The organism is Pinibacter soli (assembly GCF_029961145.1).
In the GTDB taxonomy this organism is placed as follows: domain Bacteria; phylum Bacteroidota; class Bacteroidia; order Chitinophagales; family Chitinophagaceae; genus Pinibacter; species Pinibacter soli.
The window spans coordinates 351,494-368,249 of record NZ_JASBRG010000001.1 but is presented as its reverse complement, the minus strand read 5'-3'; the positions used below and the strand labels follow the sequence as shown (position 1 = coordinate 368,249).

14 protein-coding genes and 1 tRNA gene are annotated in these 16,756 nt (G+C 40.4%); 9 read left to right on the top strand and 6 right to left on the bottom strand.

Going from position 1 to position 16,756, the window contains the following annotated elements; all coding sequences use genetic code 11:
* The first annotated feature begins 95 nt into the window (after positions 1–95).
* The 4 genes from QJ048_RS01425 to QJ048_RS01410 all read left to right on the top strand — a co-directional run bounded on the left by QJ048_RS01425 (position 96) and on the right by QJ048_RS01410 (position 5,846).
* Positions 96–875: an enoyl-CoA hydratase/isomerase family protein gene (locus QJ048_RS01425; protein WP_282332540.1), complete on the top strand. Its 780-nt coding sequence runs from the start codon at positions 96–98 to the stop codon at positions 873–875.
* Positions 876–1,063: 188 nt separating this feature from the next.
* The gene (gene fumC, locus QJ048_RS01420; protein ID WP_282332538.1) at positions 1,064–2,461 is read left to right on the top strand and encodes a class II fumarate hydratase; all 1,398 of its coding nucleotides are present in this window, start codon (positions 1,064–1,066) and stop codon (positions 2,459–2,461) included.
* A gap of 206 nt (positions 2,462–2,667) precedes the next feature.
* A complete protein-coding gene (locus QJ048_RS01415) occupies positions 2,668–3,225 on the top strand; it encodes a hypothetical protein (protein ID WP_282332537.1) in 558 nt (185 codons plus the stop codon).
* A gap of 347 nt (positions 3,226–3,572) precedes the next feature.
* Positions 3,573–5,846 carry a T9SS type A sorting domain-containing protein gene (locus tag QJ048_RS01410; protein ID WP_282332536.1) on the top strand — a complete coding sequence of 758 codons (2,274 nt, stop codon included), beginning with the start codon at positions 3,573–3,575 and terminating at the stop codon, positions 5,844–5,846.
* Positions 5,847–5,982: 136 nt separating this feature from the next.
* Here QJ048_RS01410 and QJ048_RS01405 read toward each other — a convergent pair whose 3' ends face one another.
* From QJ048_RS01405 to QJ048_RS01395, 3 genes are all read right to left on the bottom strand, one after another.
* Positions 5,983–7,827 (bottom strand): tetratricopeptide repeat-containing sensor histidine kinase, encoded by a 1,845-nt coding sequence (locus QJ048_RS01405; protein ID WP_282332535.1) that lies wholly within the window; start codon positions 7,825–7,827, stop codon positions 5,983–5,985.
* Positions 7,828–7,841: 14 nt separating this feature from the next.
* Entirely contained in the window at positions 7,842–8,483 is a 642-nt protein-coding gene (locus tag QJ048_RS01400) for a response regulator (protein ID WP_282332534.1), read from the bottom strand.
* A 264-nt stretch (positions 8,484–8,747) separates the two neighbouring features.
* Entirely contained in the window at positions 8,748–9,926 is a 1,179-nt protein-coding gene (locus tag QJ048_RS01395) for an acetyl-CoA C-acyltransferase (protein WP_282332532.1), read from the bottom strand.
* A gap of 187 nt (positions 9,927–10,113) precedes the next feature.
* On the opposite strand from QJ048_RS01395, the gene QJ048_RS01390 reads away from it, so the two are divergent.
* The 5 genes from QJ048_RS01390 to QJ048_RS01370 all read left to right on the top strand — a co-directional run bounded on the left by QJ048_RS01390 (position 10,114) and on the right by QJ048_RS01370 (position 15,391).
* Positions 10,114–11,139, top strand: coding sequence for a quinone-dependent dihydroorotate dehydrogenase (locus QJ048_RS01390; protein WP_282332531.1), 1,026 nt, complete (start codon positions 10,114–10,116; stop codon positions 11,137–11,139).
* A gap of 104 nt (positions 11,140–11,243) precedes the next feature.
* Entirely contained in the window at positions 11,244–12,008 is a 765-nt protein-coding gene (locus QJ048_RS01385) for a TerC family protein (RefSeq protein WP_282332529.1), read from the top strand.
* 163 nt (positions 12,009–12,171) lie between these two features.
* Positions 12,172–13,671, top strand: coding sequence for a sulfatase (locus QJ048_RS01380; RefSeq protein WP_282332528.1), 1,500 nt, complete (start codon positions 12,172–12,174; stop codon positions 13,669–13,671).
* Positions 13,672–13,850: 179 nt separating this feature from the next.
* Positions 13,851–13,939: transfer RNA gene (locus tag QJ048_RS01375), tRNA-Ser, on the top strand.
* Between the two features lie 261 nt (positions 13,940–14,200).
* Positions 14,201–15,391 carry a site-specific integrase gene (locus QJ048_RS01370; RefSeq protein ID WP_282332526.1) on the top strand — a complete coding sequence of 397 codons (1,191 nt, stop codon included), beginning with the start codon at positions 14,201–14,203 and terminating at the stop codon, positions 15,389–15,391.
* Here the strand turns inward: QJ048_RS01370 and QJ048_RS01365 are convergent.
* The 3 genes from QJ048_RS01365 to QJ048_RS01355 form a co-directional block, all read right to left on the bottom strand.
* Positions 15,365–15,553, bottom strand: coding sequence for a hypothetical protein (locus QJ048_RS01365; protein WP_282332525.1), 189 nt, complete (start codon positions 15,551–15,553; stop codon positions 15,365–15,367). The genes QJ048_RS01370 and QJ048_RS01365 overlap by 27 nt on opposite strands.
* Positions 15,554–15,639: 86 nt before the next feature.
* The gene (locus tag QJ048_RS01360; protein WP_282332524.1) at positions 15,640–16,020 is read right to left on the bottom strand and encodes a single-stranded DNA-binding protein; all 381 of its coding nucleotides are present in this window, start codon (positions 16,018–16,020) and stop codon (positions 15,640–15,642) included.
* Positions 16,021–16,049: 29 nt separating this feature from the next.
* A complete protein-coding gene (locus QJ048_RS01355) occupies positions 16,050–16,259 on the bottom strand; it encodes a hypothetical protein (protein ID WP_282332523.1) in 210 nt (69 codons plus the stop codon).
* Between the last annotated feature and the right edge of the window lie 497 nt (positions 16,260–16,756).

The following is a 16,756-nucleotide window of genomic DNA, read 5'->3' as shown; positions in this document are numbered from 1 at the left end:
GCTGTAACGCTAATAAGAATTTGAAATTTTCCATGATCTGTGAGAACTTTCGAATCCTTATAAGTGTCTATCTTAGGCAAATAATTTACTAAGGTATGAATTATCAAACATTGCTTACGACGATTGAAAATGAAACACTTGTTATTACTATCAACAGGCCTGATAAACTCAATGCACTGAACAAAACTGTAATAGCGGAACTATCTTCCGTGGTCGACGAGGTGTATAATAACCATGCCATTAAATCGGCTATCATTACTGGCTCTGGGCCGAAATCATTTGTAGCCGGTGCCGACATCAGCGAGTTTTTACAATTGGATCCTTCGCAAGGCGAAGATCTTGCACGTAAAGGACAGCAATCCGTTTTCGATAAAATAGAAAATTCACCTAAACCCATCGTCGCTGCCGTGAATGGTTTTGCCTTAGGCGGCGGTTGCGAGCTGGCACTTTCCTGCCATTTTATTATTGCCAGCGACAATGCTAAATTTGGTCAACCCGAAGTGAATCTGGGATTGATCCCGGGATACGGCGGAACCCAGCGTTTGGTACAGGTTGTGGGCAAAGGCAGGGCTATGCAGTTATTAATGACTGGCGAAATGATCTCTGCTGAACAGGCCGCGCAATACGGCATCGCCAATAGCATAGTTAAACAGGAAGATTTGCTAAATACCGTAAAAGCGATCCTGCAGGTAATCCATACAAAAGCCCCGTTAGCCATCGCCAAAGTGATCGAGTGCGTTAACAATTTCGACCACACCCAGCAAGGTTACGATTTTGAAATCAAAAAATTCGGCGAATGCTTCGCTACAGAGGATTTGAAAGAGGGCGCCTCTGCATTTTTGGAGAAACGGAAACCGGCATTTACAGGCCGATAGGCGTTAATTTGAAAATTTGAAAATGTGCTAATTTGAAAATGCATAAGAGCAAACATTCACTATTTAATACTACCTAGCCTTCGTAGAGCCAGTAATTAAGTAAGTAATGGCGCACAGAATGAATTTTCAAATTTTCAAATTTTCAAATTAGCACATTTGCTACCTTTACCGCGCTAAAAATTTAAACAATGAGCTACCGCATAGAAAAAGATACCATGGGTGAGGTAAAAGTGCCTGTGGATGCATATTATGGTGCACAAACGCAACGCAGTATAGAAAACTTTAAAATTGCACAGGACATCAATCGGATGCCGAAAGAAATCATCCGTGCATTTGCATACCTGAAAAAGGCAGCAGCCATCACCAACTTTGAAGCCGGTGTTTTGCCAAAAGAAAAAAGCGACATGATCGGTAAAGTGTGTGATGAAATACTCGAGGGAAAACTGGACGACTATTTCCCGCTGGTAGTTTGGCAAACTGGTAGCGGTACCCAAAGCAACATGAACGTAAATGAGGTGGTTGCTTATCGCGGTCACGTGCTGAACGGCGGTAAACTGGACGACAAAGAAAAATTCCTTCATCCAAATGATGACGTAAACAAATCACAATCTTCAAACGATACTTTCCCAACAGCAATGCACATTGCGGCATACAAAATGTTGTTGGACGTAACAATCCCTGGTATTGAAAAATTGCGTGACACACTTGCCGAAAAAAGCAAAGCCTACATGCACGTAGTGAAGATCGGTCGTACACACTTCATGGATGCTACTCCATTAACAGTAGGACAGGAGTTTAGCGGTTATGTTTCTCAATTGAACCACGGATTAAAAGCGATCAAAAATACATTGGCACATTTGTCAGAATTAGCACTTGGTGGAACAGCGGTTGGTACTGGCATCAACACACCTGCAAACTATTCTGAGAACGTTGCAAAACATATTGCTACATTAACGGGATTGCCTTTCATTACAGCAGAAAACAAATTTGAATCTCTTGCCGCTCACGATGCAATAGTAGAAGCGCATGGTGCATTGAAAACCGTTGCCGTTAGTTTGATGAAAATCGCAAACGACGTGCGCATGTTGTCAAGCGGGCCACGCAGCGGTATAGGCGAATTGTTCATTCCTGATAATGAGCCGGGTTCTTCTATCATGCCGGGTAAAGTAAACCCAACACAGTGTGAAGCGCTAACAATGATAGCAGCACAGGTTTTGGGTAATGATGTTACCATCAACATTGGCGGTGCAACTGGTCACTTCGAATTGAACGTGTTCAAACCTGTAATGATCTTCAACTTCCTGCATAGCGCAAGATTAATAGGCGAAGGTTGTGTAAGCTTCAATGATAAATGTGCGGTGGGTATCGAACCAATTGAAGCAAACATCAAAAACCACGTTGACAATTCTTTGATGCTCGTTACTGCTTTGAATACAAAGATCGGTTACTACAAAGCTGCAGAAATAGCACAGACTGCACACAAAGAAGGAACTACCTTAAAAGAAATGGCCGTGAAGCTTGGCTACGTTACTCCGGAGCAATTCGACGAGTGGGTAATTCCAGCGAATATGGTAGGAAAGATATAAGAGCAAGATTAGTTTTTTGCAAAGGCTCCGGCGATTGTCGGGGCCTTTTGCTTTTAGGAATAACTGAATAACAGAAAAGTTTAAATTCAATTTTGCATTACAACCATCAACCACTTCAGTTATTCAGTTAATCAGTTATTCAGTTATTAACACTTGCGCATTATCGTTATAGCTATATCTTTGCGCAAATTTTAATTCGATATTCAATGAAACTACTTACCTTAAAGCTAAGCGCTTTTGCATTTTTGTTTTTGAGCCTCTGTTCTTCCTGCAACAAAGTAAAAGATCTCATCAGCATTAACGTTTCCGCACAATCATCAAATGTTGATTTCACTATTCAGCCAGCTAGTGCCGGAACTGGCGATCTGTCCCAGTTCAACACTTCCCTGCTCATTGACAGCCTTATCAAGGAACAAGCAGGAAAAACCTACGGTCTTGTTAATATCAAGTCTGTAAAGCTTGAGTCATGCGTATTGACAATTAGTAATTCTGATGATTTAAACTCTTTTGGAAATGTATCTGCATGCAGCGCGGCAATGTCTTCCAACGCGAATATAACAATGGTTAACATTGCTGAATTAACAAGCAATCCGGAAACCGCTACTTCAACTTTAAGCGTGCCGGTAAATACCGCGCTTGATTTGAAGCCTTATTTTGGCGCAACAAGTTTTTCTTATAAACTTTCCGGTACGCTTCGTAAAGCGATTACAAAAACACTTAATTGCAAAGCAACCATCAAATATAAAATTGAAATTGGTTTGTAATCATTCATCTAACATTAAAAGAAAAACCGGCTTAAGTAATTCAGCCGGTTTTCTTTTGTAAATAAACCAAAAACTAACGATGCCTGATGCCGAAAGCATATTTGTTACATTGATCTTGTCACCGCTTTTTCATATTGCTAAAAATTGTTATTAAAATAATAATTGACTGAGGTCAATTTTAAGAGAGTTTCTACAGCAAAAAGAGCGTATAGTGATCGACGATAGATATAAATAGTGACATAATAGTAAAAATAGTTTTATTGCGGGTAGATTTACTATAGTTGATCTTGTTTACTTGTCATATGTTTGAGGTAACATTTTTAATCCACCTAGAAAAACTATTTACTATGAAAAAACCTCTACACTACGCTGTACGTTTCTTCTTACGTATATGGTTGCTTATACTCTTTTTTATCGTTTATAATGCAGCTTATTCTCAAACGCCAGACTACGGAAAAACGTATGTCAACAAAACAAAGAACTCTACCGGGGGAACCGTTGAACCCGGAGATACACTTCAAATTCGAACCACCATCGTTGTTAACAGCTCTCTTGCAACCATTGACAGTTGTGCGTTTTATGATACCGTTCGTACCGGCGCAATTTATGTTCCCGGTTCTCTGCGCATCCTGACCAATGAAGGAAAGACATGGAAATCCTTCACCGATGCTGCCACTGATGATCCTGGAAGAATTGATCTTGGAAAGTTTATCACCATCAATATGGGATATACATCAACGTTAAAAACAGCAACTGCAAGTCGACGTGGTCAAATGAAAAGTACTGATAAGCCAACACTGTGGGGATCTACTTGTGTAATGGTTGCTTCCTATGAAGTTATCGTTACGGCAACGTATGGGGCAAATGTTGATGTGGGCGGCGGAAAGTTTACTTATAAATATAGCGGTGCTTTAAATAGTATTGCTTTCGCTACAAATAAAGTTGCTGTTTTTAAGAACATCGGTATTTGTGAAAATTATGTTGGAGGCAACGCAATAGGTATGGAATACGCAGGTACGTTTGGAAGTGGTAAACCACGTAATCGCGGCGCTTCGTCTGCTATTTCAGGAACTTATCAATTCAAAACTTTTACAACAGGTACACCAAATGATTACTATTACGGCGTAGCAAATAACACAAGTACGGAAGCGTATACAACAAGTAATGCCTGGGCAAAACCTGATAATACAACACCAACAACGCATCGCGTATTTAATGTGTGGGATATTATAGGTGACCATACGGGAGCGGCAGATCCTTATGCTGGTAATTCTGCAGCAGATACGGCCAGAAATCCAAATGCAGGATATATGATGGTGGTGAATGCAAGTTATAAAACAGACTACGCGTTTCAGTACACCGTTACAAATCTATGCCCTAACACTTACTATGAGATATCATCATGGTTGTATAACATTTGTTCCAAGTGCGGTGCAGACTCTTTAGGCCGGGGTCCGAGCAGTACAGGATATATTCCCACGGGCCCGAAGGACTCTTCAGGTGTTCATCCAAATCTTACGTATCAGTTGAACGGTGTGGATTATTATTCAACAGGCGATATTGCCTATACGGGAAAATGGATTAAAAAGGCATTTACATATTTAACGGGTCCTAGTCAAACTTCATTCACACTTACAATAAGGAACAATGCTCCCGGTGGTGGTGGTAACGACTGGGCAATCGATGATATTGCTGTTTCAACATGTACACCTAATCTTGATATGCAACCAACAGGCAATGCAAAAGTTTGTTATGGCAACCAGGTGGACCTTACTGCCCTGATTAGCAGTTATTTTGCAAACTATACTTACTGGCAGTGGGAAAAAAGTACCGACAGAGGCAGCACATGGAGGCTTGATACGACGAATGTTGGAGTGAATCAGATCGTTGATGGCAAATACCAATACAGGATCGGCCATACGCCTTTTCTTGGTGATAGCTCCAATAACGGTCATATGTACAGGCTGAGAATTGCAACGTCGGCGGCGAACTTGTCGAATCCCAGTTGCTCGTTTATTGCCAGCACAACGATTATGGTGTACGTAAATAATTGTAACGACGTTTTGCAAACAACGTTGCTGAGATTTAACGGCACACTGGACAGTAAGAATATTGGGCAGATAGTCTGGGCCTCCGGCACAGAAAGTGAACATACAAAGTTTACTTTGGAAAAAAGCTTCGACAATATTCATTATGCTCCTGTTACGATCGTAAATGGAAAAGGTGTTAATGGGGCAGGGACAACCTATAGTTTTACGGATCCAAATGAGTTGGATCAACCTGCTTACTACAGACTTAAAGTACAGGACGGCGCACAGTTCACTTATAGTAAAACAATTATTCTGAGCCCTGCCGGATTGCGTTTTGATGTGCAGTCTGTCTTAAATCCGTTCAGCAATAGTATTTCGTTCAATGCAATTTCTCCGCTTGATGGAACAATAAAAGTTTCTGTTTTTGACTACAACAGCAGGCTCTTAAAAACAGAAGACGTAAAAGTGATCAAAGGGTTAACAAACGTAACCGTCAGCGACCTTAATAATTTACCAAACGGCGTTTATGCGCTGAAGATTGAATATAAAAATCTGATGGTTATTAAGAGAGTTGTGAAAATTGCGAAGTAATTCTATTAGTTGAAAATTGAAAATGATGTTTGGGAAAGTTTCAGCTTCTCTGTTGTCTATAAAATGCAAAAGGTCGAACATTATAGATATGTTCGACCTTTTGCATTTTCAACTTTCAATTTTCAATTAAGCTTAACTATTTCGTCAGCGCCACCGTAAACTCTGACCCAACACCAATTTTACTTTTGCACACTACGCTGCCATTTAATTCTTCGGCAAGTCGTTTTACAATGTATAATCCCAAGCCGGTGGAAGACTCTCCACTGGTAGGTTTTGAGGAAACTGTACCGTAGCGGGAGAAGAGTTGCATGATTTCCTTTTCTGAAATACCGATGCCTTCATCTTTTACCGTGAGAAAAACTGCATTTTCGTCCTGGTCAACATTTACCCAAATGTTTTTTCCCGGCTGGCTGTATTTAACTGCGTTTGTAACGAGGTTTTCAAAAATTCTTTGCATGTATGATTTGTCGCAGAGAATAGTAATGTCCTCCCAGTTGCTTTCAAAATGCAGCCTGATATTTTTAGTAGCTACAATAGGCCTTATATTTTCGATCTGGTATTTGATGAAGTCAGGAAAGTCAAAAGATTCCAGCACTATTTTTTCATTTTGCAATCCTGCTTTTTCAACGATCAAAATGTTGTTGATCAACAGTTCTCCTTTCTCTGCAGATTGATAAATTCTATCGATGGCTTTTTGTTGATCGGAGGTCAGATTTTTTTTGTCCCCTTCCAGCAATTGCGTCCATATTTTTATACTTGAAAAAGGCGTGTTGAGATCGTGCGATACAATGCTGATCAGCGAGTTTTTTTCCTGGTTAAGTTCAGCAAGCTTTTCGTTTTGCTTCATGATGGTGGTGTTCACCTTCTCCAGCTTTTGATTGCTGTTTCTTTTTTCAAGAAATGCAAATGAAACAACCAGTATGACCAAGCCCGCTGCTATCACGAGGTAGATGTAGATTTTGTGTTTTAGTTTTTCTGCTACAACCTGCGATTGCAGTAAATTATTTTCATGTTCCCTTTCAATAGCGTTGTACTTCTCCTGTAGTTCCGCAATATTGTTGTTGGTTTCTGTATTTACAAGTGATGTATCGAGCTGATACCATTTTTGCTGGTATTCAAATGCCTGTTGAAAATTTTTGCTTTCTTTATAAAGCTTGGCCAGCACTGCATAGCTGCCTGCTTCTTTGTTTCGTGAAGTGAGTTTTTTAGCAACGTCCAAAGATTTGAAAGCATATAACTGCGCAGAATCAAATTTTTTCAGGCCGATGTAAGTGTCTGCGAGGTTAAGATAATCGCTCCACAGATCTGTCTTTTCATTGCTTAATTCATGGTCAAGTTTGTTCTGCTGAAAATAGCCAATGGCTTTACTGAAGTTGTGTTTTTTTATATACACATTTCCAATGTTATTGTAAAGATTCGCAAGGTCCATTTTGCTTTTGTAAGGCTCAGCTATTGTTCTTGCGCTTTCCAGGTACACTAATGCGCTGTCAGGTTTATTCAGCATGTTGTAAATAGCGCCGAGGTTGATATAATTCGTGACACGTGAGCTAATGGAGTTGCTGGAAGGAAGGTTAAGTATTTGCAAATACATTTCCTTTGCTTTGGCTGGCTGATTGAGGTATGATGCATACACAGTAGCAAGATCGCTCAATGCACAGGAAATATATGACGCGTTGTCAACTTTGCGTGAAGCTGTAAGTGACTGCAAATAGTAGTTTACAGCGTTGTCATAGTCGTTTTTAAATTCGTAGTAAATGCCCTTGAGCCTTAATGCAAAAATTTGTCCATTCTTATAATTTAACTTCTTTGAGCAGGAATCTATATAGTGAGAGTAATGATATAGCGAGTCTGCTTTGTCGTCGTCAAGGTCGAGACAATGATCATATAAGTTACGCAGCGCAGCAGTGTCGATCACTTTCTGCGCCCACAAAGGCGTTGTGCAAAACAGCAGTAGTAGTGTGGTAAGTGCTTTCAAGTGCACAAAAAACAAAAGTTTTAGTCTATCAGCCGATTTTTTATAGCAAACTTTACAAGACCAACCGTATTAGTAACGCCCAGCTTTGAGATTAGATTTTTCCGATGAGTTTCAATTGTGCTTATACTTAAATAAAGTTTCTCCGCAATTTCTGCGTTGCTATATTCTTTACAAACCAGTTTAAGTACTTCAATTTCTCTTTTGGAAAGAATGTCCTCAACCTTAGTATCGTCGATGGTTATGGTGTGCCTGAAATCATCGTTAGACAGAACGTCTATATCCTTGCTGAAATAAGTTCCGCCACTGTGTACAGTAGTAATGGCATCAACCAGTTCCTGGATGGAAGCATTTTTCAAAATGTAACCCTGTACCTTATGTTTTGTGAGTTTATGCACGTAACGTGTCCCACGCATAAGAGTAAGATAAATCACTTTTTGATCCGGTTTGATTTCACGTATCTTCTTAAGCAGCAACTCTTCTTCAATATCCGGAAGATTTACGTCGAGAAGCAGAATGTCTGCCTCAAGACCCGGAAGTTGATCCAGTAAGCCCTGACCATTTCTTGCAGAGCCCCTTATCTCAATACCCGACTGTCTTACCAGCAGCAGTGATAATCCCTCAAGGTACAGTTCATGGTCGTCTATGATGAACAAGCTAATCATTCAGGTTAGGGTTTTGGATATTTAAAAAATTGATTTCTATCCTTTGCTAAATTAGATAAGGCTGCAGGTCTATTATTTGAGTAAAAATATAAAAGGGAATTGTAAATTGTTGTTTTATGCAAGAAAATATTTATAGGTTAGTTTTAAGCAATAAGACGTCTGGAGATCAAGTAATCATTAGTTCGCTCCAGGTTCAACCAAACAAAAAACCGGTCACAACTGCGACCGGTCTGCTTGTTTTCTCATGTGTTGAAATGCAATACACTAATTTACATTTTCAATTATTCCGGCTATTCCCTGGCCACCGCCTACACAGGCCGTAACCATGCCGTACTTTTTATTAAGCCTCTTCATGTCATGTGTTATCTGAACCGTAAGCTTTGTGCCTGTACACCCCAGTGGATGTCCAAGGGCAATGGCGCCTCCGTTGATGTTTACTATTTCAGGATTAAGTCCTGCTTCTTTTATTACTGCAATTGACTGTGAAGCAAATGCTTCGTTCAATTCTATTAAATCAATTTGAGAAAGTGACATTCCCGTTTGCTTTAAAACCTTTGGTATCGCCGCAACGGGGCCTATTCCCATTATTCTCGGATGAACGCCTGCACTTGCACAACCCACCAATCTTGCAATTGGCTTCAATCCCAGCTGATTCACCATTTTTTCTCCCATTACTACTACAAAAGCCGCGCCGTCACTTGTTTGTGAAGAGTTACCTGCAGTAACGCTTCCTCCCGCTGCGAATGCGGGTTTCAGTTTTGAGAGGGCATCCATGTTGGTATCGACCCTTGGGCCCTCATCCGTATCTACCACATAGCTTTTTGTTTGCCTTTTGCCTTTGGCATCTACAAATACCTGTTCAACGTTCACCGGAAGGATCCCGTTTTTAAAATATCCGTTCTTAATCGCGTTGATCGCTTTTAAGTGACTGTTGTATGAAAATTCGTCCTGTGCCTCGCGGGATACACTATATTCCTTTGCCACAGCTTCTGCAGTAAGACCCATGCTCAAATAGTAATCAGGCTCCGTAGTAGCAATGCTATACGCCGGAACTGTTTTCCATCCTGCAGTTGGCACAAGGCTCATGCTTTCTGTACCACCGGCGATAATACAATCGGCCAATCCGCTTCTGATCTTAGCAGTTGCAATTGCAATAGTTTCAAGTCCGCTGGCGCAATAACGGTTCACCGTCATTCCCGGAACTTCAATGCCCAATGCTTTTGCTGCAATTATTCTACCTACCTGCAAACCTTGTTCCGCTTCAGGTACAGCATTTCCTACAATTACATCATCTACAAGTTTAGCCTCAAGTTGAGGAACAGAGGCCATCAGTCCCTGGATCACATTGATCGCAAGATCATCGGGACGATAAAAACGAAAGCCGCCACGTTTGGATTTGCCCACTGCTGTTCTAAATCCTGCCACTATATAAGCTTCTTGCATAATCGTAAGGTTTTAAAAAATGGTTGTTTATGCAACTTTGTATTTCAAAGATAGGAAAAGTTTTGAGTGAAAAAAGACAAGTTTTAAGTTGTAGGTACTAAGTTTTAAGTGCGGTGCCAGATGCATCTGTACCACTCATTACTTACCACTTATTACTTAAAACTTCCTCCTTATCTTCGCGGCCACTATGTATCCTCTAATCAGATCTATTTTTTTTCGGTTCTCTCCCGAAGGCGTTCATTACTTTTCAATGAACTCGTTTAAAACGCTTTGTTCCATTCCATTTGTAAGGAGTATTATCGGTTCGTCGTTTGCTCCGGCAAACACACAGCCGACGTCGTTTTTAGGATTGCATTTCAAAAACATGGTGGGACTTGCTGCCGGCTTCGATAAAAATGCCTTGTATTTAAGGGAGCTAGAAACCATGGGTTTTGGCTTCGTGGAAATTGGAACCGTAACGCCGAAACCGCAAGCGGGAAATGATAAGCCAAGATTGTTCCGTTTGCCAAAAGACAAAGCGATCATCAATCGCATGGGTTTTAACAACGATGGGGTAGAAGTAGTGGCAAAACGTTTGCAGCAGTGGAAGGCACGCAAGAGTAATTTGATTATTGGTGGAAATATTGGTAAAAACAAAGTGACACCAAATGAAGATGCGTGGAAGGATTACGAGATCTGCTTTAATTCCCTTTTTGATTATGTAGATTATTTTGTTGTAAACGTAAGCTCGCCCAATACGCCCGGTTTACGTGAGTTGCAGGAGAAAGATTCGCTGCGCAAAATTTTATCGCACCTGCAAACCATCAATCGTCAAAAGGCACAAGCAAAACCATTGTTGCTAAAAATAGCGCCAGATCTTACCACATCCCAGATAGATGATGTTATTGACCTGGCAATGGAAATAAATCTTGATGGGCTTGTTGCTACCAATACTACCATAAGCCGTGAAGGACTGGTAACAGATAAAGCTGAAGTAGAAGCGATCGGCATGGGCGGACTAAGCGGAAAACCTGTGCAGAAGAGGTCTACAGAAGTTTTGCAATACATACATGATAAGTCTGGCGGTAAAATTCCTGTAATTGCAAGCGGCGGTATTTTTACCGGAGCCGATGTAAAAGAAAAACTGCAGGCAGGCGCAAATCTTGTTCAGGTATGGACAGGATTTATTTACGAAGGACCGACCATTGTGAAGAAGATTTACAAAGACCTTTAAATAAAAAAAAAAGTAAAAAGTAAAAATTAAAAAGTCAAAAGCGAGGTTCCCAAGTTTTTGACTTTTTAATTTTTACTTTTGATTTACAAACAACCCTCTGTCAAATGGAATATCTATTCACCGTTGATTCCCTTATCAGCTTACTTACGCTTACAGTGCTGGAAATAGTACTGGGTATCGACAACGTTATTTTCGTTTCAATCATTATGGGCAGATTGCCTAAGAACCAGCAACTCAGCGCACGCAGAATATGGATGTTCGCAGGTATTGCTGTTCGTATTCTTTTGCTGATTGCATTGGGATGGCTCGTGCAACAAAAAGGTAAGCCTGTATTTGAAATCTTCGGCAAAGGGTTTGACCTTGCAAGTCTTGTAATGCTTGCAGGCGGTTTGTTCCTCATCTATAAAACGGTAAAGGAAATTCACCATAAACTTGAAGGCTACGAAGAAGGCGGTGATGTAAAAGCGGCAGCAAGTTTTGGCGCAGCCATTGGCCAGATCATTTTGGTAGACATGGTGTTTTCTTTCGATAGTATCATCACCGCAGTTGGTATCGCAAAACACGTTCCTATTATGATCATCGCCGTTGTTATTGCCATGTTCATCATGTTCCTGTTTAGCCAGAAAATAGCCGACTTCATCAGCAAACATCCGACATTAAAAATGCTCGCACTTTCATTTTTGGTGATGGTGGGTGTAGTATTAATCATTGAAGGGTGGGACAGCGCAGGTGCTCATGAAATGCATTTGAAAAATTACGTGTATTTCGCGATGGCGTTTTCATTTGGTGTTGAGCTATTGAATATGCGTATACGCAAAAAAAGCAACAAGCCTGTTGAATTGCACAATCCGGAAGAAAGAGTAAAGTAGGACGAATTAATAATTAAAAATTAATAAGGCCGCATTCGTGACTGAGTGCGGCCTTAACATTGATGTTAAATGACAGACAGTCTGTTCTCTTATTTTGGTGTTACACCTATTAATTATTCTTTATTAATTATTAATTGCTCCTAATTCTGTTTAATTTGTAAACATGTTTTTGAGAGTCATTGTCACATTTCTCCTGGCGTTTAGCGTAAACGCAAATATGCTGCAGGCGCAGCAGAAACCGAATATTGTAGTCATTCTCGCAGATGATCTTGGATACAACGACATCAGCACTTATGGTAACAAACTGGTGCCAACTCCCCACATCGACTCGCTTGCTATGAGTGGCGTAAAAATGTTGAATGGCTACTGTACATCTCCTATCTGCAGTCCTTCGAGGGCTGCAATACTAACCGGCAGGTACCAGCAGCGTTTTGGATTTGAGTTCCAGGAAAAGGATGCGCCCATAGGAAAACTTTCACTTTTGCAGGAAAAAAAGTTTTACAAAAGAGCGCATAAAGAAGGTGACATTATTGATCTTTCAAGAGATTCTGTAGTGGTGCCCAACGGTTTGCCAAAAGATGAAATTACACTTGCACAGGTATTAAAGAAAAATGGTTATAGAACTGCAGCCATAGGTAAATGGAATCTTGGAGTGGCAGACTACCAATTGCCGGATGCAAAAGGCTTTGACTATTTCTATGGTTTTTACGCGGCTGCTGGATTGTATGCTTTGGAAAAAGATTCGACAATCGTTGATCAGCACATCGATGATATCCTGGATAAGCCAACATGGTTCAGGCGTAAGTACAGTGCATTGGTAAGAAATGGAAAACCTGTAGACGAAACGGAATATCTCACCACCAAATTTGGAGAAGAGGCTGTTGCATTCATTGAACAAAACAAGAACGATCCGTTCTTTTTGTATGTGCCCTTTAATGCGCCGCACACGCCCTTCCAGGCGCCGAAAGACATTGTTGCAAAATTTGCAAATATTGCTGAACCGCAAAAGCAAGTGTATTATGCGATGATTACTGCGCTTGATAATGCAGTAGGAAAAATAATAAACAAGCTTAAAGAAACCGGCCTCGACAAAAACACGCTCATCATTTTTACCAGTGATAACGGCGGTGCCACTTATACAACAGCCACCGACAACGAGCCACTAAAAGGAGGCAAGATGTGTGAATTTGATGGCGGCATAAAAGTGCCATACATTATGAGTTATGCCGAAAAAATTCCGGCAGGAACAACTTATCAATCGCCGGTAAGTACGCTTGATATTTTTTCAACGGCCGTTGCTGCCGCGGGCATTGCGTCGCCTGTTGATAAAGTGTATGATGGCGTAAATCTGCTTCCTTTTGTAACTGGTGAGAAAAGCAACGTGCCACATGATATTTTGTACTGGCGCAATGGCTACTCGAAAGCAATACGAAAAGGAGATTATAAGTTGTACATAAACGAGCGGGACAAAGTGGAATACCTGTATGATCTTTCCAAAGATCCCGGCGAGCATAATGACCTCTCCGCCACGTTGCCCGATAAAGTAACAGATTTGAAAACCGAACTCAATCGTTGGGAAGCGACATTAGGCAAGCCATTGTGGAAATCGCGATTTCATTTCCGGCTGAAAGTGAGAGATAGATATTATATGTTTCCAACATAAAAAGCGTGATTTTAAGCGCATAAATGCCTAATATAAGATGTTTTATGACTGTAATGTAGTCCCAGAACTTAGAACCCAAGACTTAAAACTCAAAACCTAAAAAAACTTTTAGCGATGTTTTTGGATTGTATGTGATGAAGTCTTACTTTTGCCTCCCTCCTGTAAATCGGGACAAGGTTGGTGAGGTGCCTGAGTGGCCGAAAGGAACGGTTTGCTAAATCGTCGTACGGGTTACACTGTACCGTGGGTTCGAATCCCACCCTCACCGCTGATATCTATTTTTTTAGATAAAGCATTATTAAGAAAGCCTGCAAAATCAAGTGTTTGCAGGCTTTTTCATTTCCAGCCTGTCTCCACTTTATAGCACTTTTTAGCTATAGTTCAGTGAACAAATCGGTGAACAGTTACTTAATCTAACTTCTGTTCACTGAAACCTACACAACGGGATGTTTATTAACACTTTGTAAGAACGCATGTATGTTATTTGTTATGCGTTAAGTCTATTTTTAAACTATAAAAATGAGTGTTTATGAACAGAAGTTTTGGACTATTATTTTTCCCTAGAAAATCAAGAAAGAAGAATGAAGTTGAAGCCGACATCTATTTAAGAATTACTGTTGACGGCCGCTCAGTTGAGATTAGTACCAAAAGGCAATGTGACTTGCAAAAATGGAACTATGACACTGGACGACTCAATGGCAAAACTGAGGATGCAAAGCTATTCAACCAATATCTTGATACATTACAGCAACGGGTATTCGAAGCGAAAAGACAGTTGATTGAATTAAATAGATCTGTTACCGCTGAAAATATTAAGTCGTTAATTCTAGGAATCGATGTGCTTCGTAATCGCCATACGATTGTGGAGGTGTTTCAGCATCACAATGAACAAATGGAATCGTTAGTTGGACAGGAATACGCCAAAGGGACTTTGCAACTTTTTCAAAGAACTCTGTCACACACAAAAGCCTTTCTACAGGCACGCTACCATATAACGGACATGGATATTTCAGAATTAAACTATGAGTTTATTTGTGAATATGAGTTTTGGCTTAAAAGTGTCCGCAAATGTGATCACAACTCCGCGCTTAAATATCTGAGCAATTTCAGGAAGATCGTCAACAGGTGCATTAGAAACGGTTGGTTACAGAAAGATCCTTTTATTGGATTCAACATGTCAAGACGGGAAGTGGAAAGAGTAGCATTGACAGAAACACAACTAAAAACACTAGGAGAGAAGAAGTTTAGTATTGAGCGCCTAAGCCTGGTGAGGGACATTTTTCTTTTCAGCTGTTTTTCCGGGCTCGCTTATGCAGATGTCAAAAAATTGGATCGCTCAGAAATAATTACCGGCGTTGATGGTGAGCAGTGGATTGATAGTAAAAGACAGAAAACCAAAGTCACCGCTCGAATTCCATTGCTACCTCCCGCAGTTGAAATATTAAAAAGATACATTGACCATCCACAATGCATTCGGACGAATGCATTATTGCCTGTTTTTAGCAATCAAAAGATGAATGCTTATTTGAAAGAGATTGCTGACTTATGTGGCATTTCTAAAAACCTAACATTTCACATAGCTCGTCACACGTTTGCAACAACGGTGACTTTGAGTAATGGTGTCCCAATTGAAACTGTTGCAAAAATGCTAGGACATCGTAATCTTAAGACAACGCAACACTATGCCAGAATCTTAGATAAGAAGATCATAGGTAAATAACTGTCTTTTTTCAACAGTGTAATTTAGTCCCGCAAATTCAATGGCTTCTTTACTGGTTGGATAATTTTCCACTATTGTACCTAGTCCGTGCCATGCTTTTTCCTGTACACTAAAAAAACTATGCTTGCCTGTTGTTAAGTTGAAATTTATATTGTGTGCCATGATCTTCAGATTTAGATTGTTTGAATAAATTTTCTTTGAACATTTGAAAACTGCGTGGCGCAGTGAACCCGTGCCACGCGACGGTTTTAAAATGGTAGGTTTTCCTTCGGTTCTTCTTCTGCAGGATTTTCGTTAAAGGAATTGTTCCCTTCAATACGGGAAGGCGTAAAAAACTTCAACTGTTGCACGTGCATGTTGAGGGAACCTTTCGGTTGGCCGTCCATGTTCAGCCAAACATCCAAACCTATTTTTCCAAAAAGCTCGACTACCGAGCCTTTTTTCAAATAACCTGCAACAGTAGTGTTGTTCCAATAAGAACAACTGATATAGGTTACTTTTGTAACCACTTCAGTTTGTCCCTTTGGCCTGTAGCGGTCATTGATCGCAATGGAAAAGTTTACTACTTCGCGACCGTCTTTTAATGTCGCTGTTGTTGCGTCTGCTGTTAATCTGCTGGTGATTTCCATAACTGTAATATTTAGAAGTGAATAAATGCTTATCGGTTAAATAGTGTGAGGTTTTGGGATGCTACTTTGTTGGGGTAGTGGGTGTGGCTGAATCTTCTTGTCAGGTAATAAATGGTGATGTCTTCATTTTGAAGGATTGCCCATGCTGAACGAAGTGCATTCGTGCGGTTTAGTTTTCTTTTGCGTTGAATCTCCCATGAGAGAAACATAAGTTTTGATAGTTGAATGTTGTTGTACATACGCTGCCTGGTTTACAGTTGAATATTTGCTGAGGATACCTGGAGTCTTTTTCTTCAATTCTTATTGAAGTACTCGGCTGGATCGCCTCGTTCACAAACCTGTAGCAACCCGGCATTAAGGCTGACCGCGTGAAAGTCAAGGCTTGGAAGGGAAATACACTCCCGCTAACATGCACGCCGAAGGCGGCCAACCGGGAGGAAGATTTTCCGCATCAACTCCGAAGGAGCAAGCGAAGTGAAACGAAAGCGCAGGCCTTGCTTTCGAAGGGCAGCATAATATCTTCGCTATAAGGGAGCAGAAGGAGCGTATTAGAAATTTGCCAATTATTTTATCTGGATCATAAATTCTTTTGGCAAAACATTATTTTACTCCTAGTAAATGAAGTGTTGAGAGGATAATAGGAATGTTATTTTAATTGACTCCCATCATTTGTTTTATGGATAAAGCCAAGTCGAATACAACTAGATATTATGAAGATGTGTGCTTAAACTTACCT